This window comes from Bifidobacterium pseudolongum subsp. globosum, from assembly GCF_004155535.1.
GTDB lineage: Bacteria > Actinomycetota > Actinomycetes > Actinomycetales > Bifidobacteriaceae > Bifidobacterium > Bifidobacterium pseudolongum_C.
The window spans coordinates 22,498-45,249 of sequence record NZ_RYUH01000003.1; the positions used below are offsets into that span (position 1 = coordinate 22,498).

Genomic DNA, 22,752 nt, shown 5'->3' on the forward strand with positions numbered 1-22,752 from the left:
CCAACGGATCAGTGGCCGTTGTTGTTGCCCGAGTCGCCGTTGTCGTCGTTGCCGCTGTTCGAGCTGCTTTCGCTCGGGCTTGGGCTCGGCTTGTCCGGCGCCTTCGTCTTCACCGTGACCTCGGAGCCCTTGTCGACGCTTTCGCCGGCGTTCGGCGAGAACGAGTCCACCGTGGCGTCATCGCTCGCGTTGCTGCCGTCGGCGAGCTTGAGCGTCAGTCCGGCGTTCTGCAACGCCTGCTTGGCCTCACTGAGCGTCATGCCGTTCAGGCTTGGCACCTGCACCTTCTCCTTGCCGGTGGAGACCCAGATCGTGACGACGCTGCCTTGCGTGACCGACGCGCCCTGGTCGGGGTCGAGCCTGATCACCGAACCGCTCGGCACGGTGTCGGAGGCCTCGGTGAGCACCGTGGTCGTCAGGCGCATGTCGGTGAGCTTCTTGACGGCGTCGTTCTGCGAGAGGCCGACAATGCCGTCCGGGATGCGCGTCATGCCCGACGAGACCCACAGGCTGATCGTGGAGCCCTTGGGCTGCGATGTGCCCGAAGCCGGGTCGGTGCGCGTGACGCAATCCTTCGTCACCGTGGCGCTGTCTTCGGTCTGCACGGCCGGGTTCACCTCGAATCCAGCCTCTTCGAGCGCCTCGCGCGCCATGTCCTGCGAATAGCCGGTCACATCGGGCACCTTGATCGAGCGCGGGCCCGTGGAGAACCACACGTTGACCGTGCTGCCCTTCTGCACGCTCTTGCCGCCCGCCGGGTCCTGCTTGGTGAACATGCCCTCGGGCTTCGACGAATCGGTGTCCTGCTTGATGCTCGCGCGCAGGCCCAAGTCCTCGAGCTGTTTGCGTGCGCGCGCCTCGGTCGTGCTTTCGCTGAACGTCGGCACGGTCACGAACTGCGGCTCGTTGCGCTTGTGGTTCCACACGAGGAATCCGGCGAGCAGGCCGAGCACCACGAGCACGCCGATGATCGACCATGCGATCGCGACGTTCTTCTTGTGCTTCTTCTGCGCCACGGCCGCGCGTTGCTGCGCGCGCGTGGGCAGCTGCGTGCCCGTTGTGGGTGCGCCGACCTGCTCGAACTGCCCGGTGACCGGGTTGAACGCCTGCGTGGGCGCGCTCGGTTCGGTGACCGGCGACGTGTAGGGCACGGTGTTCGCGTTGTCTTCTGCCTGCTTGCGCGCCTTCATGTTGGTCAGGTCGGTGAGCGGGTTGAACGCGGCCGCCACCGGCATGCCGCCGTTCATGAACGCGAGGATGTCGTTCTTGAACTCCGTGGCCGTCGCGTAACGGTTCTGGCGGTCCTTGGCCATGGCCTTCGCACAGATCGAATCCCACATGACCGGCAGGCCGGGCACGATCGCACTCGGCTTGGTGGCCACTTCGGACACATGCTGGTAGGCGATCGCCACGGCGGAGTCGCCGGTGAACGGCGGCCGGCCGGTGAGCATCTCGTAGAGCACGCAGCCCGCGGAATAGAGGTCGGAGCGCATGTCGACGCTTTCGCCGCGCGCCTGCTCGGGCGAGAGGTATTGCGCGGTGCCGACCACGCCCTGCGACTTGGTCATCGTGGTGGCCGAATCGTCGAGCGCGCGGGCGATGCCGAAGTCCATGACCTTGACCACGCCCTGCTCGGAGATCATGATGTTGCCGGGCTTGATGTCGCGGTGGATGATGCCCATGCGGTGCGAATACTCGAGCGCGGAGAGCAGGCCGATCATCACATGCTCGGTGTCGCGCTGCGACAGCGGGCCGTTCGCCTTGATGATGTCGCGCAGCGTCTGGCCCTTCACGTACTCCATCACCAGATAGGGCAGGTGCTCGGTCTGGCCGTTGTCGAGCGTGACGACCTCTTCGCCCGAATCGTAGATGTTGACGATGTTCGGGTTGTTCATCTGCGCCACCGAGTGCGCCTCGCGGCGGAAGCGCGTCAGGAAGATCTCGTCGTGCGCAAGGTCGGGGCGCATGATCTTGATCGCCACGGTGCGGCCCAGGCGCGTGTCGAGCGCGACATGGACCTCGGCCATGCCGCCCCGCCCGATGAGCTGGCCCAGCTGGTAACGACCGCCGTCAAGAGTGGTTGGCATTGTGCTGCTCATTGCTGCTCCTTCGCTTGCAGGCGTGTGCCAGGTCGTAGAGTCGAATGGAAGAGTGATTGTGCGTGGTCCTCATCGGCCGTGCTCGGCAGCATGCCGGCCGGGTCGTGGTGCGGGGCGCTCACCACGCGGCGCGGCATGCGCGCATTCGACGTGATCATCGTCGCGTCCGCCGCGCTCGTCTGCTGGTCGAGCAGGCGGCGCTGGATGCGCGTGAGGATGCGCGCCACGGTCAGCGCGTCGTTCGGGCGGTCGAGCGGGTCCTTCGACAGCATCGACATCACGAATTGCGACAGTTGGAAGTCGACGCTCGCCGGCAACGGCGGCACCGGGTTGTTCACATGCGCGGCCGCGATGTCGACGGGCGTGGCGCCGGTGAACGGGCGGTGCCCGCACAGGCCCTCGTACGCCACCACGCCGAGCGAATAGATGTCGGACTGCGGCGTGGCGTGCTTGCCCTGCGCCTGCTCGGGCGAGATGTATTGCGCGGTGCCGACGACCATGCCGTCCTGCGTGATCTGCTCCTGGTTCGTGGAGTACGAGACGCCGAAATCGGTGATCTTGACCTCGCCGTTGTCGGAGACCATGATGTTCGCCGGCTTGACGTCGCGGTGGATCACGCCGTGCGAATGCGCCACGAACAGGCCGCGCGCCACCTGCACGAGGATCGGCAGCAGTTCGGTGGGGTCCATCGGGCCGTTGAGCTCGTGGAACAGGTCGGCGAGCGATTTGCTCGGCACGTATTCCATGATGAGGAACCCGATGCCGTCGTGCTCGTAATACTCGAACAGCGCCGCGATGTTGGGGTGCGCCAGATTCGCGGAGTTGCGCGCCTCGGCACGCAGCCTGCGCAGTTTCGATTCCTGGTTCGTCGTGTCGGTGCGCAACGCCTTGATGGCCACCGGGCGCCCGAGCTGGATGTCGAACCCTTTCCACACTTCGCCCATGCCGCCTTGCGCGAGCCGCGAATCAAGGCGGTAACGGCGGTGAATCAGTTGTCCTTCAATGAGTCTCATTGGTTCAACGCCTCCTTCATTACTGCCGTCATGATTGGTCCTGCTGCAAATGATCCATATAAATCCACATTGTGTACGACGACCGCCACTGCGATCTTGGGGTTGTCCGCCGGCGCGAACCCGATCGTCCAGCCGTCGATCGAACTGTTGTCGACGCCGATCTGCGCGGTGCCGGTCTTCGCCGCCACGCGCACGCCGGGGATCTCGAGGTTCGGGTTGCCTTCCGTCACCACGGCCTCCATCGCCTCGGTCAGCTTCTTGGCGGTGTCTTCGCTGAACGCCGTGCTCATCACCTGCGGTTTCGTGTCCGGCAGCACCGAAAGGTCGCTGAACCGCACACGGTCCACGAGCGTGGGCTTCATGACCTTGCCCTTGTTGGCCACCGCCGCGGCCACCATGGCGTTCTGCAGCGGGGTGACGAGCGTGTCGCCCTGCCCGATCGAGGCGAGCGCGAGCTTGTCGCCGGCCACGTTCTGCGGGAACCGCGAAGCCACGGCGCGCATCGGCAGGCCGGTCGAATCCGACCCGTCGATTGTGATCGTCGAATCGAAGCCGAGTTTCTTGGCCATGTTCGACACCGTCTCGTCGCCGAGCGCCACGCCGAGCTGTGCGAACGCGGTGTTCGACGAATACGCCATGGCGTCCTTGAGCGAGATCTTGCCGCCCGAACCGTCGCCGAGCGACGACGAGTTCGTCAGCTCGGTCTGCGTGCCGGGCAGCGTGTAGGCGGAGCCGGCCGGGATCTGCGAATCGAGCTGGTATTTGCCCGATTCGAGCGCGGCGGCCGCCACCACGGTCTTGAACGTGGATCCGGGCGGGTAGAGCTGGCTTGTGGCGCGGTTGAGCATCGGGTTGGACTCGTCGTTCACCAGTTCGGTGTACGCCTTGCTCGCGGAACCGGTGTCGTGCGTCGCCAGCGCGTTGGGGTCGTAGCTCGGCGAGCTGACCATGGCCAGGATGCGGCCGGTGCTCGGTTCGATCGCCACGACGGAGCCATCCTGGTCGCCGAGCTCCTGCGCCGCCACGGTCTGCAACGTGGTGTTGATCGACGTCTCGATCGAGGCGCCGCGGTTCTCCTCACCGGTGAACACGGCTTTGATCCGCTGCCAGAACAGGGCGTTCGATTCACCTGTCAGCAGGTCGTTCTCGGAGGCCTCGATGCCGCGGTCGGCGTTCTGCGTGACCGAGAAATACCCGGTGATCGGCGCATAGAGCGCGCCGTTCGCGTACGAGCGCTGGTACGAGAACGCGTCGTTGACAGGATCCGATTTGGCGAGCACGGTGCCGTCGGATGCGAGGATCGCGCCGCGCGGCGCCCCGTACATGTGGTAGAGCGAACGCGTGTTGCGCGCGTCGTGCGAAAGCGAGTTCGACTGCACGGTCATGATGATCGACGACGAGATGCCGAGCACCACGAACAGCACGAGCACAGCGGTGAACAGCTGCCTCAGGCTCTTGTTCATGATTCGTCACCTCCCGTGGTGCCGTCGGTGGAACGCAGCGGCGCGAACACCTCGGTCGCCTCGCCGTCCTGCACTGGCGGGGCCGGCGGGGCCGCGTGCGCGCCGTGCCGCGGGGCCGCCGGCACGACGGGCATGTCGGCGGTGTGGCCGGGCTCGTCCGCCTGCGGCGTGGCCGTCGCATCGGCGTGGCGCGGCGTGTCTTTCTGCTGCTGGCGCTGCTGGAGCGCGGAAAGCGCCTCCATGCGGAACGTGTCGCTCATCGTGTCGACCTGCGGCTTGTTCGCGGCGTTCGACATGATCACGAGCAGTGCGGCCAGGATGTAATTCGCGATCAGTGATGAGCCGCCGGCCGCCATGTACGGCATCGTCAGGCCGGTCAGGGGGATGACGAGCGTGATGCCGCCGACCACGGTGAACACCTGGAACGCCATCGTGAACACGAGCCCGGAGGCGAGCAGTTTGCCGAAACCGTCCTTGATCTTCATCGCCACGACCATGCCGGCCGCGATGACGAGCAGGTAGAGCAGCAGGATCGCGAAGATGCCGACAAGGCCGAGTTCCTCGCCCGCGGAGGCGAAGATGAAATCGGAGTTGGCGAGCGGTGTGATGGCTGGATGCCCCTGGCCCAGGCCGGTGCCAAACAGGCCGCCGGCGGCGAGTCCGAACAGGCCCTGCACGATCTGGCTCGAACCGCCCGGGTAGCGGTTGTAGATCACCGGGTCGAAGGGGTGCAGCCACGCTTCCACGCGGTATCCGACGTGTGCGAAGATGCGCGCGGCCGCAATGCAGCCGATCGCGAAGGCGACGCCGCCGATCAGGATCCAGCTCGACCGCCCGGTGGCCACGTACAGCATCGCCACGAACATCGCGAAGAACATGAGCGAGGTGCCCAGGTCGTGCTGCAGGATGAGCACGCCCATCGAGGCGATCCACACGATGACAATCGGGCCGAGGTCCTTGAGGCGCGGCAATTGCAGGCCGAGCACCTTCTTGCCGCCCACGGCCAGCTGGTCGCGGTGGTTGAACAGGTACGACGCGAAGAAGAACGCGAGGAACAGCTTGGCGAACTCGCCCGGCTGCAGCTGGTACGAGCCGATGCCGATCCAGATGCGCGCGCCGCCGATCTCGCGGCCCAGGCCCGGCACCATCGGCGACAGCAGCAGCGCAAGGCCCACGACCATGCTCACATACGAAAAACGGCGCAGAATGCGGTAATCGCGCATGCAGACGAACAGCACGTCGCAGCACACGAGCGCGATGCACAGCCAGATCATCTGGCGGCTCGCCACGCGCGTGTCCGACTCCGCGTCGATGCGCGCGATCATGAGGATGCCCAGTGCGGTGAGCATGAACACGCACGCCATGATCGACTGGTTCGCATACGGCTGGAACCGGGTGATGAGCGCCCATGTGATGATGAACATGGCCGCCGTGGCGATCATCATCACGAGCACATTGCTCGGCAGGCCGCCGTCGATGCGCGCGAACATCTGGAAGAAGCCGAGCGCCGCGATCACGATGGCGAAGAGGATCTGCAGCAGGTAACGTATCTGGACTTTGGCCATCACGAATCCTCCTGCGAAGCCTTCTTGCTCGGGCTCGGACTGGAACTTGCGCTGGGGCTCGGCGAGGACTTGCTCTTCTTGGCCTGTTCCTCGAGGCGCTTGCGCTCCTCTTCGGCCGCCTTCTTCCTGGCTTCCTGCTCCTGTTGCATCTGGTTGAACTGGTCCTCGATCAGGTCCACATGCGCCTGGGCGTCGCTGTAGCTGTCGGCGGGTATACCCTGCTTGAGCTGGTTGCGCCACTGTTCGGGCAGCTCGCTGATGTGCATGGAGGTCTGCTCGATCGGGTGCGAAAGCTGCAGGCCGAAGATGTTCGTGGGCACACCCTGGTAGATCGCCACCTTGCCTTCGTCTGCGGCGAGGTAATACTGGTTCTGGCTCCACGCATAGGCGCCCCACGCGCCGCCGCACAACGCCACAAGCACCACGACGACCGTGATGACCGCGGCCACGCGCCCGTGGAAGCGCTTCGTGCGCGCCTGCTTCTTCTGGTCGAGCTGTTCCTGGTGGATCGCCCGCGCCACCTCGGGGTCGTTCGGGTCGGCGCTGTAGTTGCCGTCCTGCTTCTGCACCACCGGGATCTCGCCGGTGTCCGGCGTCGTGCGCTCGCCGGTCTCCTCACGCACGTCCGACGGCTGGCCCACGGTCTGGTTCGATTGCTCGTCCTCGCCCTCGGTGCGCGGTTTGCGCGACGCGATCAGCGCGGCCGCGCGTTCCGCCGGCGACGACGTGGAGATCAGCGGCGGCGCGGAGACGACCGGTTCATGGATGATGTCAGCCACCGCTTCGAGCGTCGCGCTCGCCGCGCCGCCGACGATCGGCGTCTGGTGCGGCAGGTCGAAGCCGTCGGCGTTCAGCGCGAGCGTCGCGTCGGCGATCACCGCGCTCACATTGTCGGTGCTGCCGGCGCGCAACGCCATCGAGACGAGCTTCTGCGCGCACTCCTCGGGGTCGGTGAAGTGCAGCATCGTCTCTTCGATCGTCGAATCCTCGAGCACGCCGCACAGGCCGTCGGAGCACAGCAGCAGGCGGTCGCCCGCGCGCGCCGTGCGGATCGAGATGTCCGGGCGCGAGTCGATGTCGAAGTCGCCGAGCACGCGCATCACCACATTGCGCTGCGGGTGGTTGCGTGCCTCGGACTGGCTGATGCGCTTGGTGTCGATGAGGTGCTGCACGTAGCTGTGATCGCTCGTCAGGCGCATCAGATGGCCGTCGCGCAGCAGATACGCGCGCGAATCGCCGATGTGCGCGAGCACCCAATAGTCGGCCACGAGCGTGATCGCGGTGATCGTGGTGCCCATGCCGGCGAGTTTGCGTTCGCGCTTCGCCTTGCCCACGATCGCGTCGTGCGCGGCCATCGCGGAGGCCTCCATGATCTGCGTGGCACGCGCCACGTCGCCGTTCGGGGAATCCTGTTCGATGTGCGCGAGGGAGCGGATCGCGATCGTCGAGGCGGTGTCGCCGCCCGCATGGCCGCCCATGCCGTCGCAGATCGCCACCAGGTGCGCGCCGGCGAACGACGAGTCCTGGTTGTTCGACCGCACGGTGCCGACGTCGGAGACGGTCGTCGAATACATGTACAACGTGGGTTCTTCGGAAGAGGTCATCGGTGCTCAATCACCTCAGTTCGAATGTGGTGGCGCCGATGCGCACGGGGACGCGCGGGGCCAGGATCGTGGGTGCGTTGATGCGCTGCTGGTTGACCACGGTGCCGTTGGTGCTGTGCAGGTCCTCGATGGCCCACGAGTCGGTTGTCGGGTCGGGGTAGACGCGCGCGTGGTGCGACGAGACGAACTCGTCGTCGAGCACCACATTGTTGGACGAGGCGCGGCCGAGCGTGATCACACCATTGTTGAGCGGCACGGACGTACCTGCGAGGGGCCCGTCGATGATCACGAGCAGGGTCGGCTTCTGCTCGGCGGCCTGCGGCTGCACCGCCGCGACGGGCACGGCGGCGCCGGTGGCGGCGGATGGGGGCGAACGCAGCGGCTGCGCGGCGGGGGCCGGCACTTCGGCCTTCTTGCGCGCCTGGCGTTCCTTGCGGCGGCTGGCGCGCGACTTGCGTGGGCTGAACGTGGCCACATCGCGGTACAGCGACCGCGAGATGAGCCAGACGAACACCCACAGCAGCAAGAGGAACGCGTACTTCAGTACCGTGAAAGTGAGTTCGGTAATCATAACGAGTGGTGGTGGTCTTCCGGATTACTCCTGGTCTTGGGAGGAGGCCCAGTACAGGATGCGCGTGCGGCCGATCGTGATCGTGTTGCCGTCGAGCAGGGTGGCGGCGGGGACCTGGTGGCCCTCCACGTACGTGCCGTTGGTGGAGCCGAGGTCGCGTGCGATCACGCCGTTGTCGGTGATGTCGATCTCGAGGTGCTTGCGCGAGATGCCCGGGTCGTCGATCACGATGTCGCAGCCGGAGCCGCGCCCCAGGATCGTCTTGTCTTTCGTGAGCAGGTACTGGCTGTTGTTCACTTCGAGCATGGGGCAGTCCTCGGTCTGCGCGTCGGTCGTGACCGGCACGGCGTTGCCCTGCACGGACTCGGACGTGAGTTTGAAGTTGCCTTTTGTCTGGTCGAGGTCCTCTTCGAAGATCACCACGACCGGGCCCACGAACGCATAATGCTGGCTCTTCGCGTACTGCGTAAGATTGTCGGCCAGTTCGTTGGCGAGCGCCTCGGACCCCCACTGCTCGATGCGGTCGAAATCGGGGGTGCTCAGCTTGAATCGGTATTCGTTCGGCGCCACCGTGCGGTCGCGCCCCACGGGCATCGCCTCGGCGTCGATCTCGCGCTCGAGCGCGCTGGAGAGGTCGACGGGCTGCAGGTCTTTGGAGCCGAATTTCGCGAACACTCCGTTGACCGCGCCCTCCACGCTTTTCTCAAAACGATCAAGAACGCTCATAGTTGTCCCTTTCTATACTCCATCTATCCTACGCGGGGTTGCCAACAGGACGGCTTTTGCGGGTGCTAGCGTAAGGCGGTATGACGAAACCATTGCAGCCCGCCGCCGGCCAGGCGGCTGATTCCACCCAGTCCGAAGCCGTGCGCGAATACGCCGCCAACAAGGCGCGCACAACCCGGTTCACCTGCGGCGCCCCGCGTTCCGCCACGCTGCTCGGCGACGGCGAACGCATGCTGTTCCTGCGCTCCGACGGCAGTGAGGACACGGTGACGGCGCTATGGGTCAGCGTGAACAACGGCACCGACGCGGTGGGCGAGTTCATGCTCGCCGACCCGCGCACGTTGCTCGCCGACGCCGACGCCGAGGATGTGCCGGCCGAGGAGCGCGCCCGCCGCGAACGCGCGCGTGAAAGCGGCAGCGGCATCGTCGCGTACAGCGTGGACGACACAGGCCGCACGGTGCTGTTCACGATCAACGGCGAGCTGTTTGTCTGCGAGCTCGGCGAGGACGGCGTCACCGCCGAAACGCGCCGGCTGGAGCTCACGTTCGACGATGACGGCGAGCGGCAGTACGCCACGCCGATCCTCAATCCGCGCGTCAGTCCGGACGGCACGCGTGTGGCGTATGCGACCGGCACGGCGGTCGTGGTGGCCGAGACCTCGACCGGCCGCGCGCACGCCGTGTTCACCGTGGCCGAACAGGACCGCGCCACGATGCGCGCCGGTCTGGCGGAATTCGCCGCTGCCGAGGAGATGGACCGCTACAGCGGCTTCTGGTGGGGCCCCGATTCGCGCACATTGCTCGTGGAATGCTTCGACTCCGCCGCCGAACCGTTGTGGACGATCAGCGACCCAGCGAACCCGGCCGACCCGGGCGTGCGCCACCGCTACCCGCGCGCGTTGACGCAGAACGCCGTGGTGGACCTGTTCGCCGTGCACCTTGCCGATGACCGCCTGTATGTGGACCGCACGGCGCTTGTGGATTGGGACAACACCGCCTACGAATACCTGGCCGTGGTGCGCTGGCAGGCCGGTCAGCGCCCGCTGCTGCGCGTGCTGAACCGCCTGCAGACCGACGAGCAGATCCTGCGCGTGGACGTGCCCGAGGAATCCGGATGGGCGCATCTCACGTCGATCGACGAGCACACGATGCCTCTGCTGCCCGTCAGCGTGCTCGAGACACATCACAACGACCAGTGGATCGACCTGATCGACGGCACGCCCGCCTATACGCCCAACGGCCGGCTGATCTGCTCCGTCAACGACATGCGCGCCGACACGAACCGCCTCACCGTGGACGGCGTGCCGTTCACCCCGGCCGGCTGGCAGGTGCGCGCACTGCTCGACGCCGACGACGGCACGGTGATGTGCGTCGTGCAGCGCACGCCCGAACTCGCGCCCGACGTGCCCGACGCGTGGCGCGCCACGGCGGCGGACCACGATGCGCGCAGCTTCGACGTGGTGGCGATCGATTACGAAGGGCATGTGTACCCGGTGACCGACGAGCCGGGCGTGTGGGGCGCGGCCCGCCGTGGCGACGGCCTCATGGTCGCCGGGCGCGACATGGCGCATCCGCAAGCGCAGATGATGCACTACTTCCGCGGCAACGGCGTGCACGTGAAGAACCATGCGGCGGTGCCCGGGCTCACGATGAACGTGCGGTTCGCGCGCCTCGGCGAGCGCGGCCTGCACGCGGCGATCGTCGCGCCCACCGGCGCGCAATACGCCGGCGCGCGGCAGCTGCCCGTGCTCATGCACCCGTACGGAGGCCCGGGCTTCCAGGAGGTCACGATGAGCATGGCCGCCTACTGGGACGCGCAGTGGTGGGCCGAACAGGGGTATCTCGTCGTTGTGGCCGACGGGCGCGGCACGACCGGCCGCGGCCCGCGCTGGGACCGCGAGATCCACGAATGCATGAAGGATGTGACACTCACCGATCAGGTGGATGCCGTGCACGCGCTCGCCGGCGCCGTGCAGGCCATCAACACCGGCCAGCCGCACGCGCGCCACGCGCATGCCGCCGTGCGCGCGCTGCCTGAACCGGACCTGCAGCGCGTGGCGATGATCGGCTGGTCGTACGGCGGGTTCCTTTCCGCGCTCGCCGTGCTCCGCGCGCCCGACGTGTTCGCCGCGGCGTGCGCGGGCGCCCCACCCACCGACTGGACCCTGTACGACACGTGCTACACCGAGCGGTATCTGGGGCTCGACCCCGAGGTCTACGCGCGCAACAGCATCATCGCCGACGCGCCGCGCCTGCGCCGCCCGCTCATGCTCATCCACGGATTCGCCGACGACAACGTGACGATTGCGCATTCGCTGCGCCTGAGCCAGGCGCTCATGGAGGCCGGGCGCGAACACACGTTCCTGCCGCTCACCGGCATCACGCACATGACGAACGACCCGGCCGTGGCGCGCAACCTGCTCGTGCTGCAGCGCGACTTCCTCGCCCGAGCGCTCGCCCGCTAGGCGCGCGTGCCGCTGTGCGTGCACGGGCCGCGCACTGCCTACTATGGTCGGTATGGAAATCGCGATGATTGACGAACGGCACTTCCGCGCCGCCGTGGAGCAGACCATGCTGCCGGCGATAGCGCACTGCAGGCACAGCGGCACGATGCAGCCGGCCACCGAAGACCATCTGGGCCAGCCGCTGCCGCCGCTCGCCGAACTCGGGCACCTGCACTACGTGTGCTACGACGTGGGCGAATTCCAACAGCTGCACGTGCCCGGCGCGTCGACGCGGAACCACGGCGCCGTCGTCATCTCGCACGGGTTCTCCGAATTCGCCGCGAAATACGCCGAAATGGCATGGTATTTCCTGCTCGCCGGATTCTCCGTGTGCATCCTCGAGCACCGCGGGCACGGCTATTCGCAGCGTGATGTGCGCGACGACCAGGTGGTGTACATCGACGACTGGCGGCGGTACGTGGCCGACTTCGCCAAGTTCACGCGCGAAGTCGGGCGCGGGTACATGCAGGGCGGCCCGCTCACACTGTTCGCGCATTCGATGGGCGGCGGCATCGCCGCGGCCATGCTCGAACGCTACCCGAACATCGTGGACCGCGCTGTGCTCTCGTCGCCGATGATCGAAGCGAACATGGGTCTGCCCACATGGCTCGCAGCCACGGTGTGCGGGGCGCTCGCCGACGTGGGCAGGGGCAAGCGCATGGCGCCCGGCCAGCACGGGTTCACCACGGCGATCAATTGGAAAGAGGAGCGCGGGGCGAGCGTGGCGCGCGTCACGTGGTTCAAAGCATTGCGCGACGCGAACACGCACTACCAGACCACCGCGCCGGCGAACGAGTGGGTGCGGCAGGCGGCGCGGCTTTCGCCGGCCGTGCTGCGGCAGGACATGTGCGAGCGGATCGAGACGCCCGTCCTCATGTTTCAGGCGGGTGCCGACCACTGGGTGCGCAACAGCGCGCAAAACGTGTTCGCCAAGCGCGTGGGACGTGACGCCGGAGACTTGCGGTTCATCCGCGTGCCGGGCTCCGTGCACGAGATCTTCTCGATGCCCAACGGCGTCATGGCGCCGTATCTGCAGCATGTGCTGCGTTTTCTGCAAACCGACGAAGTGGTGACGGTGTTGCCGTAAGGCGCGGCGTGCGGGCCGGTCGCTCGCTACTATGGTCGCGGAAGACATTGAGACTACGTGGCGAGGCAGGGAGTGAAGTGACGCAACAGCAACGCAATGTGGAGGAGATGCTCAAGCGGGCCGCGCGCGCCGAACAGCGTGACGCCGCACAGGAACTCGCGGACGAGACCCAAGCGGAGCCGAACGTGGCGCAGACACCCCGGCGCATGATGGCCGGCATCGCCTGCACGCTCGTCGGTGGCGTGCTGTGGGGCGTCAACGGGTCGGTCTCCAAGATCCTCATGGAGCAGTATGACGCCAGCCCCATGTGGGTGGCATGCGTACGCGAGATCTTCGCCGGGCTGATCTTCCTGGCGTGTGGGGCGATCGGTTCGCCCAAAGCGCTGCGCAAAGCGTTCACGACCGTGCGCGATTACCCGATGTACCTCGTCACCGCGCTCACCTGTGTGACGCTCGTGCAAGTGGCGTACCTGTTCTCGATCCACTGGACCAACGCGGGCACGGCCACCGTGCTGCAGACGGTGAACCTGCTCATGGTGCTCGTGTACGTGTGCGTGCGCGGACGGCGCAAACCGACCGTGCGCGAAGTGGTGGGCGTGGCGCTCGCGTTCGCCGGCGTGTGGCTGCTCGCCACCGGAGGCGACTTGGGCGCGCTGACGCTGCCGTTGCCCGGCCTGCTGTGGGGCCTCGCCGACGCGTTTGCATGCGCGTGCCTCGCGATCATCCCGGTCAAACTCATTGCGAAATACGGCAATTTCGTCGTCAACGGCATCACGTTCCTGCTCTCCGGCCTCATCCTCACACCGTTCGTGCGGCCTTGGTCGCATGTGCCGGCGTTCGACGCGCGCGGATGGTGGCTGCTCGTGTTCACCGTGGTCGTCGGCACATTCGTGGCGTTCTGGCTGTATATGGCGGGCGTCGTGCGCATCGGGTCGATGCGCGCCACGATGTTCGGCACGATCGAACCGGTGGCCGCCACGGTCACCGCGGTCATGTGGACAGGGGCGATTTTTACGCCCATCGACCTTGTGGGCTTCGCGCTCATTCTCATCATGGCGTTTCTGGTGCGTTGACGTGTGCCGTGGGCGGGCGGCCATGCCGCTTCCTGCCGACGATCACCTGCGCTTCGATCGTCAGTTCGCGGATCCGGCCAAGGTCGAGCGCGTCGATGTTCACATTGAACAACAGCGGCGTCATATGCGCGAAGGCGCGCACGTCATCCGGCGGCATCGCGAAGGTCCGTGAGACGAGGCGCGTGTCCAGCACGTCGAAATGACGGGCGAACTGGTCGACCGTCTGCTCGTTCGAATAGTCGGCGTGGCGCAGCTGCGCGCTCGCGAGCTCGCGCAACTGTTCGTCGTGCCGCGCGCCGGGGACCACTTTGACGACGATGCCGCCCGGGCGCAGCACGCGGCGGAACTCGCCGTAATGCACGGGAGAGAACACGTCGAGGATGCAGTCGACCGCCGCGTCGCGCAGCGGCAGATCGGCCAGATTGCCCACGAACCAGCGGATTGCGAGACTTTCGTCTTCGCGCGCCGCCTGTTGCACGGAATCCTTGGAGATGTCGAAGGCAAGCACGTCGGCCTGTGGATTCGCCTGCTGCACGGCGCGCGCGTAGAAGCCCTCGCCGCAGCCGGCGTCCAGGATCGCCGGGCGCCGATTGGCGGGGCAGTGGGCGCGCACGGCGTCGAGCACGGCGCTCGCGATGTGGCTGTAGTAGCCGGCGTTGAGGATGCGTCCGCGGTTCGCAAACGACTCCTTGCTGTAGAACTGCGACTGTTTGGCGGCCGGCGCGAGGTTCACGTAGCCCTGCTTCGCGATGTCGAAGGTGTGCCGGTTCGGGCAGCGCAGGCTTGTGCTGTCGAGCCTCAGTTCGGCATGGCACAGCGGGCAGATGAAGTACCGTTCGCAATCATGGAAGCGCGCGAGTCTTGCGGGATTCATGCCGCCATAGTAACTGCTGTGGGCGTCACTGGTCCCAGCGGGCACGGACTGCGTGGTTGTGGTTTGTCGAACGGCTGGCGGCTACGGCAGGTCGGCGCGCTCCACAAGGCGCGCCATCTGTGTGCGCCCCATGCACAGACGGTTGCTTGCCGCGGAAAGATGCGCTTTCGCGGTGCGCTCCGAGATGAACATACGCTGTGCGATCTGCTGGTTCGTCAGTCCTTCGGCGGCCAGTATGACCGCTTCGCGTTCGCGTTCGGGCAGCGCGTCGAGCATCGCGCGCGCCTGTTGCCGGCGTGCATTCGGCTGTTGGGCGTGCAGGTCGTTGATGAGCTGCCGTTCGCTCGCCGGATTGAACTGGGGTGTGCCGTCGCAGACACCGATGATGCGCCGGATGATGTCTTCGGGGGCGTCGGTTTTCGAGATGAAGCCTTCGGCGCCGGCTTCGACGGCTCGTTGCACGGTGTCCGTGGGGCCGAGCGAAGTCAGGATGAGCACATGGGGCGCATGCGTGTTGGCGCGGATGGCGCGGGTCAGCTCGATGCCATCCATGCCGGGCATCGCGATGTCGACGAGCACGACGTTGGGATTGTGCTGCGCGATCTGTTCAAGGCATTCGCGGCCTGATGTCGCGATGGCGCACACGCTCACATGGTGGTTGGAGTAGTCGTTGAGAATGATGCGCATCGTCTGGCCGATCATCGGGTCGTCGTCGACCACGATGACGGTGATCGGCGTTTGCGCTGCGCCGTTCTCGTCCATCGTGTTGTGAGCCATAGGCAGCTATCGTAATCGAGGTTGCGCCAGGGCTGGCTGTGGCGCCCATGGCAGCGTGACGTCGACGTGGAAAATCCGGTGGTCGTCAAAGCCGTACGCGCATGTGCCGTGCAGTTGATGCACTCGTGCAGCGAGTCCGGCCAGGCCCTCCCCGCGGCGGTCGGCGTTGCCCTTGTGGTTCGGCGTGGGTATGTGGCCGCGGGCAGGTGCGGAGGATGCCGCTGTGCTTCTGGAGACGGCTTGGCGATTGCCTTGTCGGCTGCCCTGTTGATTGCCCGGTTGGTTGCTCACGTGGATGTGGATGCCGCGGTCCGGCGCCGCATCCACCTGCAACGCGACAGTCGCGCCCATCGCATGCCGTCGCGCGTTCGTCAACGCCTCCTGCACTGCGCGGTAGGCGGTTTTCGACGTCTCGTCACTGAGCGAGCTCAAATCACGGATGTCTATCCAGGAATCGATGCGCATCCCCGCTGCACGGGCATCGTCAATCAGTGCATTGAGCGACGCCCGCGTCAACGATGTCTCGCATGTCGGCGTAAATAGCGCCGCCGCCTGCTCCGGATGCCGCAGCGTGTCGATGATGGTATGCGCCTCATCGAGCGCTCCAGCAGCCTGTTTGCGGATGTCCTGCGCCGTGGCGGCGATTGAGCTCACATCCTGCCGCACAACATCCGGTGTGTTTGCAGGGTCGAGGTTCGTCTGTAGGTGGTTCGTCGTAGCTTGCAGCGCGCTCGCGTTCAGGGCGAGCAACGAAAGGGAATGCGCCAGCGTGTCATGGGCCTCGGCGGCCAATGCGTCGGCGAACTGCTGGGAATCGAGGTCATGCTTGAGCAGCACGACGGTGTTCTGCGCGGCATCGGCTTTGGCAGTGGCGGCCGAGGTGATGGCGCGTTGGCGGATTTGCAATCCGATGAGCACGCTCAGCGCAACGCCTATCGCGGCGCATGCGATCGCGACGCCCGCAATCGCGGGTTTCCCGATAATCAACTTCGGTTCGGTGCCATACGTGGCGCCGGTCCCGTTCTTGGTGAATATGGCCTGCCATAGCGAGACATCTGGCGGCCGCATCACATCGCGCAGCTGGCACCATACGGAAACGGCAGCCGTCGCCGCGATGCCGCCCAATGTCAGGTTCTTGGAATCACGGCGTGCGATCATAGCCGTCAACGCCATCATCACCATCAGCGAATCGAAGGGGAGGACGCTGCAGCATACGCACGCAGCCCAGAACGTCAGCACTGGCCGGTTCTTGCGCAGGATCAGCAGCAACCCAGAAGGCAGTGCAAGCAGTGTGCACAACACACACCAGATGTAGTACAGCGTATCCGGCGTGGTGGTGAGCGCGGTGAATGCGACCTGCATCAGGTTGCTGAAGCTCGCGAATATGACCATGAGCAGCGTGCACCACAGCTTGGTGCGGATGGGCACGTCGTCGGTGCCGACGCGCCCATCCGCTGTTCCCGTGTGTAGTGCTTGCTCAACCATGCCACCATTATGGCGCGGCGGGGCAATTCGTGCCATTGTGCGAACGGTCATAATCAACCATGCCAACAATGCCCGAAAGGGCAATGAGAAATGGCCGTTCGTCCACTGTCGGCCACCTGCATTCTCCTCTACAGTCGATGACAGCCCGCATGCAGAGGCCGTGCCGGGCGGAATACGACCAAGAAGGGAACACACCATGACTGCGGAATACCAGAATCCTCAAGGCGGCCAACCGCCAACGAAAATGTCGGTGTGTGGCATCATCGGCCTCGTGCTCGGTGTGCTGGCGATCGTGCTCAGCTTCATCCCGATCATCAACAACGCGGCGGCAGTCCTCGGCTGTGTCGGCGCCATCCTTGGCATCATTGCGATTGTCGGCACGTTCCGTGGCAAGAAATCAGGCAAGGCCATCGCCATCGTGGGCACGGTGCTGTCGGTGCTCGCCGTTGTCATCACGTTGAGCATGCAGGCGTCATTCAGCAAGGCGATTGACGAAGCGACCGGCTCGTCGTCCTCGTCTGCCTCGTCCTCGAACGGCGCGAAGTCGGGCCAGGCGAAGCAAGACAAGGAAGGCGATCTTGACGACATGCACGTCAACATCGTTTCCGCGGTCAAATCCGCCAATGATTTTCAGGGGGAGCCCACTGTGCTCGTGACCTACGAGTGGAAGAACACCACCGACAAGAACAATTCATTCATGGTCCTTGCCGACGCCAAGGCGTTCCAGAACGGTCAGGAGCTGCAGACGGCTACCTACAGCATGGACACCGAACCGGAAGGCTACGAGGATGGGTCGGCCTATGCGGATGTGCAGCCTGGTGCCATGGGCAAAGCCACCATCGGCTATGTGCTGAAGGACGATTCGCCGGTGACGATCGACGTGACCGATCTCTTCTCGCTTAAGGACGACAAGATGGTTGAACATACGTTCAACCTGTAACGAGCGCAGTGGCGCGGGGAAAAGCGTTCAAAGCCAGCGGCATTCATGGCCGCTGGCTTTGTGTTGTGTGGCTACGCGTCAATGGCGTTGTGGGCGCGGGCGGGGGTGATCATCGTGAGCATCATCACCGAAGGTTCGAGCGCGGTGATCGCATGCGGTAAGCGGATGGGGAAGTAGACGAGCTCGCCTGGGGCCACTTCCTGTTCGTCATCGCCGCCCTTGATGAGCAGGCGGCCGCTCAGCACTTGCACAAACACCGGCATGGCGGCGGTGTGCTCGCTCAGCTGCTGGCCGGTGTCGAACGAGAACAGCACCACGTTGCCCCCTTCGGTATGCATCACGGTGCGTGAGACCGTGGCCTCCGGTTGCACGCTCACCATGTTCGTGAGGTCTGGCAGTACTTGCATCTGTGATTCGTCGGTATTCATGGCATCCTCCTTGGCATAGATGGTTCCCTCCATCATGTGGGTCATGTGCCAGAAGGTCAATAGCGTACGAATTGTACGCACCGTGCCCTTGTTTGCGTAAAACTATCGTGCAAAACGGTCTGTTTGCGTATGATTTTTACGCAAGAGCCATATTTTGCGTAAAATTCTTGCGGCAATGGCCTCTCGAACGTATGAATTGTACGCAGCCCTTGCCGCTGCGCGTAAAATTCGTACGTATTCGAAACGTTGATTCCCTATTGCTATGGGTAGTGTCGACAAAGGGAGTTGTCTGAGTGCGATCGGCTTGTTGAACCTCTATTGCTACGGGTGGTGTATGTTTGTCGAAAAACAACATGGTTTGGGCCGTTTTCCACTACCCGTAGCGACGAAGGTTCAGGGGCGTCGGCGGATGTAGGCAGTCGTGCGGGTTCAAGTCCCGCCGCTCCTCGCATGGTTGTCGCCAAGATGTCGCCTCTTGGTCTGCGCCCGCAACGCAAAACGGCTGATTTCGTTGGAAATCAGCCGTTTTCAAAGAGTGCGAGCGGCGGGACTTGAACCCGCACGAGCATACGCTCACTGCCACCTGAAGACAGCGCGTCTACCATTCCGCCACGCTCGCAGACAAAGAGCTACCCTACACTACACCGTCGATTAGTGCAATTCGGCGTGTTGCGTTGGTCCGCAAGGTGCTGACCATGGTGGCTGCTTTTGCCCAGACGGGATGCTCCTGAAGAGGATGTGGGGCTGCGGAGGTATTCTACATAGTTCATCACATTGAGGTGGGGCGTTTTGTGGGCAGTGGGAGACCGCTAAATAGCCCGGCCCATATTTCCGCCTTGTATGGGCACTCTCGGCAGAACGTGTATTTCGCCCGCATTGGCGTTTTTAGTGGATTGGGCGGAAACCTGCAGGGATGCGGATTGTATCTCGCTTACGCGAGTGCTTTATATGCGGTGCCGACGAGTATTGGCTTCGAACAATGGCGAAATTCCAAGGGTATGGGACATCGATACTCGAAGGTGGCCGATTATGGCACTCGCGTAAGCGAGATACACCCGTACGCTGCGTCTTACCCTAAGCGCGGCGTACATTGGTGCTGGTGTTGCCCGTTCGCCTTCACCCACGCGAGCCGTTCGCGTAGAAGCGCGCGAGCGTCGCGTCGCGGAACTCGTCGAAATACCCGCCGTCAATCGACGCGCGGATGTCGTCGAGCAGATGCACGAAGAAATACTCGTTGTGGATCGTGGCGAGCGTGAATCCGTTCATCTCCCGCGCGCGCAGCAGGTGGTCCACGTACGCGCGCGAATAGTGCGTGCATGTGTAACATGCGCAGCCGTCCTCGAGCGGGCCGAAGTCGTGTTTGAACTGCGCGCGTTTGATGTTGTACCGGCCATCGCGCGTGAAGATCGCACCATTGCGCGCGCAACGCGCGGGCGCGACGCAGTCGAAGGTATCGCCGCCGTTCTCCACGCATGCAAAGATGTCGTCCACCGCGGCGATGCCGAGCACATGCCGCGGCCGCTCCTGCGGCATCTCGTCGCAGATCCACGCGCAGATGTCACCGATGATGCGTTTTTCCATGGCGCCGCCAATGCCCACGCCGTCGAAGTCGAGCGACGCGATCTGCTGGGCGGCGTGCCGGCGCAGGTCCTCGTAATTCGCGCCCTGCACCACGCCGTAGAGCGCTTGGTACGGCTTGCCCACGCGCGACTCGGTGAGGCGCTTGTGCTCGTCCACGCACCGGCGCGCCCAGCGGAATGTGCGCTCGACGGAATTCTCCTGATAGCGACGCGTGTTCATGAGCGTCGTCAGCTCGTCGAACGCGAACATGATGTCGGCGCCGATCTTGTGCTGGATGTTCATGGAGATTTCCGCGGAGAAGCGGTGCAGCGACCCGTTGAGCGGCGATTTGAACGTGACGCCGTCCTCATCCACGAACGCCAGGCGCTCCTTGCCTTTGGCGATCACGTCGTCCGATTTCATGTCGGTCGTGTCCATCGCGAGCGTCTTCTTGAATCCCGCGCCGAGCGACAGCACTTGGAATCCGCCGGAGTCGGTGAACGTGGGGCCGTCCCAGTTCATGAACTTCGCAAGTCCGCCGGCCTCGTCGAGCACGTCTTCGCCGGGCCGCTCGTACAGGTGGAACGCGTTGGACAGCAGGCATTGCGCGCCCAGCTGCACCATCGACTCGGGCAGCACCGCCTTCATCGCGGCCTGCGTGGCCACCGGCACGAACGCGGGCGTGCGGATGTCGCCGTGCGGCGTGTGGATCACGCCGGTGCGGCCGTAGCGCGCGCCGCCGCGCCCTTTGCCGGTGGGGGAATCAGCGAGGCGGGTGTGCTGTTCGAAGAAAAATGCGGAGCGGTCGCCCGGCTGTCCGGGCTCCGCGCCGCGCGGATGTGCGAGAAGACTTGTCATGCTGACCACTGTAGATGGGCCGGTGTAGATGGAATCCACGATTTCTTCAAACGATATGTTCGCAGTTTTCAAGAAACGTTCAGGAAACTTCCAGCACTGACGTTTTAACTAAAAGACAGTGCTTCAACCAACGGCGTAATTGCAACGATTGTGCGGTTACGATCGAGGGAAGCGAACGATATACGTGAATGAGAACTTCAAGGAATGGAGCGTCATGACTGACGAACACAACACCCCGTGGGGCGCGCCCGGCGACCCCGCGGACCATGGCACCGATCCGACCGCGCCGCACACCGCGCCCACATCGCCGAGCGCAGGCGTGCAGGGCACTGCACCGCTGCCGCCAGCCACGTCGGGCGCGCAGACGGACGCACATGACACCTCCGCGTTCGACGGCGCTTCCGACGCCGGCAATCCGTCGCCGGTGACCGTGACACCGGCTGCTTCCGGGGCCAACGGCACTGACGGCGAGAAGCCGACGTCCATCCAGGATGATGGAGACCTCTCGCCGCTCGAATCGCCAAGCGGCCCGTACCGCCCGGCCCCGCAGTACGGTGCGTTCCGCCCGGGGCAGACCCCGGCGTCTCATCAGCCCGCGGCGAATCCCTCGACGCAACCGACCCAGCAGATGCCGCCGTTCGGTCTGCCATACCAAGACCAGAACCAGCGTCAGCAGCAGCCCACGCAGCCGTTTGGCGGGCTGTTCGGCCAGCCGGTCGGGCAACAGCCGGGCAATGGCGCACCCGCGGGGCAGCAGCCCGGCGGCAGTACGCCGACCGGCCCCACCGCGCCGCACGGCCAGAACTCATTCGGCGGCCCGAACAACCCGTACAGCGCGCCGATGAAACAGGCCGAGCGCACGCCGAACAACGTGCTCGTGGCCGTGGTGGCCGCAGTGGTCACCGCCGCGATCTGCCTTGGTCTGGGGTATGCGGCCCTGGCCAACGGTTGGGTGAATGTCCCGGGTTCGGGTTCGATGACCAGCCTGTCCACCAACAAGGGCGGCGAAGGCACGGCGAAGGTCGAAGGCGGCGAAACGCCCGACTGGACCGCGGTCTCCAACAAGGTCTCGAAGTCCGTGGTGTCGATCCAGACCCAGCTGCAGAACGGCGTCTCGCAGGGCACTGGCGCGATCCTTGACAAAGACGGCAACATCGTGACCAACAACCACGTGGTTTCCGGCGCGCAGCGCATCGTCGTGACGCTTGACAACGGCGACCTGTACGAAGCCAAGACCGTGGGCACCGACACCACGACCGACCTCGCCGTGATCAAGCTCGAGAATCCGCCGAGCGACCTGACCGCGGTCGAGTTCGCGAACTCCGACGATCTGGCCCCCGGTGAGCCGGTCATGGCGATCGGCAACCCGCTGGGTTACGACGGCACCGTGACGACCGGCATCGTCTCCGCGCTCAACCGCCCGGTGACCGTGATGGACGAAGACAACACGCAGATTGTGACGAACGCGGTGCAGATCGACGCCGCGATCAACCCCGGCAATTCGGGCGGCCCGACGTTCAACGCGGCCGGCCAGGTGATCGGCATCAACTCCTCGATCGCCTCGATGGCGTCCAGCTCGGAATCGGCAGGTTCGATCGGCATCGGCTTCGCCATCCCGTCGAACCTCGTCAAGCGTGTGGCCAACGAGATCATCAAGAACGGCAAGGTGCAGCATGTGGCGCTCGGCGTCACGATCCAGAGCGGCACTGTGACGGCGGACGGCGTGACGCGCGGCGGCGCAGTGGTCAAGGCCGTGGTGGACGGCGGCCCGGCACAGCAGGCCGGCGTCAAGGTGGGTGACACCATTGTGGGCTTCAACGGCCTGGCCGTCAGCGACAACTACTCGCTCCTGGGATTTGTGCGTGCCGCCGCCATGGATTCGACCGCCAAGCTCACGGTGGTGCGTGACGGCAAGACACTCGAACTCGATGTGAAGTTCGACAAGGCCGAAGACGCCGTGAACGGCACAAACCGCCAGGAGTCCGGCAACCAGAACCAGCAGCGCAACCAGAACGACAATGGCAACGATGGTTTGGGCGACGGCGACGGGCTGATCAACCCCTTCGAGGGCCTGCTGCGCTAAGGCGTGCCGCCGGCTCAGTAGTCCGATCCACACGAGTCCCGC

The 22,752-nt window shown here is 65.0% G+C and carries 17 protein-coding genes and 1 tRNA gene; 5 read left to right on the plus strand and 13 right to left on the minus strand.

What is annotated here, in order from left to right; genetic code table 11:
* Positions 1–8: 8 nt before the first annotated feature.
* Genes pknB through PG2093B_RS00360 form a run of 7 tightly spaced genes read right to left on the minus strand, consistent with a single transcriptional unit; the run spans position 9 to position 9,041 of the window.
* The gene (gene pknB / locus PG2093B_RS00330) at positions 9–2,099 is read right to left on the minus strand and encodes a Stk1 family PASTA domain-containing Ser/Thr kinase (RefSeq protein ID WP_129896648.1); all 2,091 of its coding nucleotides are present in this window, start codon (positions 2,097–2,099) and stop codon (positions 9–11) included.
* The gene (locus tag PG2093B_RS00335) at positions 2,096–3,112 is read right to left on the minus strand and encodes a serine/threonine-protein kinase (RefSeq protein WP_242502755.1); all 1,017 of its coding nucleotides are present in this window, start codon (positions 3,110–3,112) and stop codon (positions 2,096–2,098) included. Before PG2093B_RS00335 ends, pknB begins: the two co-directional genes overlap by 4 nt.
* The gene (locus tag PG2093B_RS00340; protein ID WP_129896649.1) at positions 3,109–4,575 is read right to left on the minus strand and encodes a peptidoglycan D,D-transpeptidase FtsI family protein; all 1,467 of its coding nucleotides are present in this window, start codon (positions 4,573–4,575) and stop codon (positions 3,109–3,111) included. The genes PG2093B_RS00335 and PG2093B_RS00340 overlap by 4 nt, the downstream gene beginning before the upstream one ends.
* The gene (locus PG2093B_RS00345; RefSeq protein ID WP_129896684.1) at positions 4,572–6,140 is read right to left on the minus strand and encodes an FtsW/RodA/SpoVE family cell cycle protein; all 1,569 of its coding nucleotides are present in this window, start codon (positions 6,138–6,140) and stop codon (positions 4,572–4,574) included. The genes PG2093B_RS00340 and PG2093B_RS00345 overlap by 4 nt, the downstream gene beginning before the upstream one ends.
* Complete coding sequence (locus tag PG2093B_RS00350; protein ID WP_129896685.1) at positions 6,140–7,714, minus strand: PP2C family serine/threonine-protein phosphatase; 1,575 nt, start codon at positions 7,712–7,714, stop codon at positions 6,140–6,142. Before PG2093B_RS00350 ends, PG2093B_RS00345 begins: the two co-directional genes overlap by 1 nt.
* A gap of 40 nt (positions 7,715–7,754) precedes the next feature.
* Positions 7,755–8,315 (minus strand): FHA domain-containing protein FhaB/FipA, encoded by a 561-nt coding sequence (locus PG2093B_RS00355; RefSeq protein ID WP_129896650.1) that lies wholly within the window; start codon positions 8,313–8,315, stop codon positions 7,755–7,757.
* Positions 8,316–8,339: 24 nt separating this feature from the next.
* Positions 8,340–9,041, minus strand: coding sequence for an FhaA domain-containing protein (locus PG2093B_RS00360; RefSeq protein ID WP_022857935.1), 702 nt, complete (start codon positions 9,039–9,041; stop codon positions 8,340–8,342).
* An 80-nt stretch (positions 9,042–9,121) separates the two neighbouring features.
* On the opposite strand from PG2093B_RS00360, the gene PG2093B_RS00365 reads away from it, so the two are divergent.
* The 3 genes from PG2093B_RS00365 to PG2093B_RS00375 all read left to right on the plus strand — a co-directional run bounded on the left by PG2093B_RS00365 (position 9,122) and on the right by PG2093B_RS00375 (position 13,705).
* Positions 9,122–11,506: a S9 family peptidase gene (locus PG2093B_RS00365; RefSeq protein ID WP_129896651.1), complete on the plus strand. Its 2,385-nt coding sequence runs from the start codon at positions 9,122–9,124 to the stop codon at positions 11,504–11,506.
* A 52-nt stretch (positions 11,507–11,558) separates the two neighbouring features.
* Positions 11,559–12,632 carry an alpha/beta fold hydrolase gene (locus PG2093B_RS00370; RefSeq protein WP_129896652.1) on the plus strand — a complete coding sequence of 358 codons (1,074 nt, stop codon included), beginning with the start codon at positions 11,559–11,561 and terminating at the stop codon, positions 12,630–12,632.
* 107 nt (positions 12,633–12,739) lie between these two features.
* Positions 12,740–13,705, plus strand: a complete 966-nt coding sequence (locus tag PG2093B_RS00375; protein WP_129896686.1) for a DMT family transporter — start codon at positions 12,740–12,742, stop codon at positions 13,703–13,705.
* Here the strand turns inward: PG2093B_RS00375 and PG2093B_RS00380 are convergent.
* From PG2093B_RS00380 to PG2093B_RS00390, 3 genes are all read right to left on the minus strand, one after another.
* Positions 13,683–14,579 (minus strand): putative RNA methyltransferase, encoded by an 897-nt coding sequence (locus PG2093B_RS00380; protein WP_129896653.1) that lies wholly within the window; start codon positions 14,577–14,579, stop codon positions 13,683–13,685. The two genes, PG2093B_RS00375 and PG2093B_RS00380, sit on opposite strands and share 23 nt — an antisense overlap.
* A gap of 81 nt (positions 14,580–14,660) precedes the next feature.
* Positions 14,661–15,356: a response regulator transcription factor gene (locus PG2093B_RS00385; RefSeq protein ID WP_207214985.1), complete on the minus strand. Its 696-nt coding sequence runs from the start codon at positions 15,354–15,356 to the stop codon at positions 14,661–14,663.
* A gap of 6 nt (positions 15,357–15,362) precedes the next feature.
* Positions 15,363–16,841 (minus strand): sensor histidine kinase, encoded by a 1,479-nt coding sequence (locus PG2093B_RS00390; RefSeq protein ID WP_129896654.1) that lies wholly within the window; start codon positions 16,839–16,841, stop codon positions 15,363–15,365.
* Positions 16,842–17,037: 196 nt separating this feature from the next.
* Between PG2093B_RS00390 and PG2093B_RS00395 the strand changes: the two genes are divergently transcribed.
* Positions 17,038–17,781: a DUF5067 domain-containing protein gene (locus tag PG2093B_RS00395; RefSeq protein ID WP_129896655.1), complete on the plus strand. Its 744-nt coding sequence runs from the start codon at positions 17,038–17,040 to the stop codon at positions 17,779–17,781.
* Between the two features lie 71 nt (positions 17,782–17,852).
* On the opposite strand, the gene PG2093B_RS00400 is transcribed toward PG2093B_RS00395, so the two are convergent.
* From PG2093B_RS00400 to tgt, 3 genes are all read right to left on the minus strand, one after another.
* A complete protein-coding gene (locus tag PG2093B_RS00400) occupies positions 17,853–18,209 on the minus strand; it encodes a cupin domain-containing protein (protein WP_129896656.1) in 357 nt (118 codons plus the stop codon).
* Positions 18,210–18,745: 536 nt separating this feature from the next.
* Positions 18,746–18,828: transfer RNA gene (locus PG2093B_RS00405), tRNA-Leu, on the minus strand.
* A gap of 497 nt (positions 18,829–19,325) precedes the next feature.
* Positions 19,326–20,627, minus strand: coding sequence for a tRNA guanosine(34) transglycosylase Tgt (gene tgt / locus PG2093B_RS00410; protein ID WP_129896657.1), 1,302 nt, complete (start codon positions 20,625–20,627; stop codon positions 19,326–19,328).
* A gap of 214 nt (positions 20,628–20,841) precedes the next feature.
* On the opposite strand from tgt, the gene PG2093B_RS00415 reads away from it, so the two are divergent.
* Positions 20,842–22,710: a trypsin-like peptidase domain-containing protein gene (locus PG2093B_RS00415; protein WP_129896658.1), complete on the plus strand. Its 1,869-nt coding sequence runs from the start codon at positions 20,842–20,844 to the stop codon at positions 22,708–22,710.
* Positions 22,711–22,752: the final 42 nt, after the last annotated feature.

Coding starts and splice junctions, on each gene's coding strand:
- pknB (WP_129896648.1), bottom strand. CDS start 2,099: ATGAGCAGCACAATGCCAACCACTCTTGACGGCGGTCGTTACCAGCTG.
- PG2093B_RS00335 (WP_242502755.1), bottom strand. CDS start 3,112: ATGAGACTCATTGAAGGACAACTGATTCACCGCCGTTACCGCCTTGAT.
- PG2093B_RS00340 (WP_129896649.1), bottom strand. CDS start 4,575: ATGAACAAGAGCCTGAGGCAGCTGTTCACCGCTGTGCTCGTGCTGTTC.
- PG2093B_RS00345 (WP_129896684.1), bottom strand. CDS start 6,140: ATGGCCAAAGTCCAGATACGTTACCTGCTGCAGATCCTCTTCGCCATC.
- PG2093B_RS00350 (WP_129896685.1), bottom strand. CDS start 7,714: ATGTATTCGACGACCGTCTCCGACGTCGGCACCGTGCGGTCGAACAAC.
- PG2093B_RS00355 (WP_129896650.1), bottom strand. CDS start 8,315: ATGATTACCGAACTCACTTTCACGGTACTGAAGTACGCGTTCCTCTTG.
- PG2093B_RS00360 (WP_022857935.1), bottom strand. CDS start 9,041: ATGAGCGTTCTTGATCGTTTTGAGAAAAGCGTGGAGGGCGCGGTCAAC.
- PG2093B_RS00365 (WP_129896651.1), top strand. CDS start 9,122: ATGACGAAACCATTGCAGCCCGCCGCCGGCCAGGCGGCTGATTCCACC.
- PG2093B_RS00370 (WP_129896652.1), top strand. CDS start 11,559: ATGGAAATCGCGATGATTGACGAACGGCACTTCCGCGCCGCCGTGGAG.
- PG2093B_RS00375 (WP_129896686.1), top strand. CDS start 12,740: ATGCTCAAGCGGGCCGCGCGCGCCGAACAGCGTGACGCCGCACAGGAA.
- PG2093B_RS00380 (WP_129896653.1), bottom strand. CDS start 14,579: ATGAATCCCGCAAGACTCGCGCGCTTCCATGATTGCGAACGGTACTTC.
- PG2093B_RS00385 (WP_207214985.1), bottom strand. CDS start 15,356: ATGGCTCACAACACGATGGACGAGAACGGCGCAGCGCAAACGCCGATC.
- PG2093B_RS00390 (WP_129896654.1), bottom strand. CDS start 16,841: ATGGTTGAGCAAGCACTACACACGGGAACAGCGGATGGGCGCGTCGGC.
- PG2093B_RS00395 (WP_129896655.1), top strand. CDS start 17,038: ATGACTGCGGAATACCAGAATCCTCAAGGCGGCCAACCGCCAACGAAA.
- PG2093B_RS00400 (WP_129896656.1), bottom strand. CDS start 18,209: ATGAATACCGACGAATCACAGATGCAAGTACTGCCAGACCTCACGAAC.
- tgt (WP_129896657.1), bottom strand. CDS start 20,627: ATGACAAGTCTTCTCGCACATCCGCGCGGCGCGGAGCCCGGACAGCCG.
- PG2093B_RS00415 (WP_129896658.1), top strand. CDS start 20,842: ATGACTGACGAACACAACACCCCGTGGGGCGCGCCCGGCGACCCCGCG.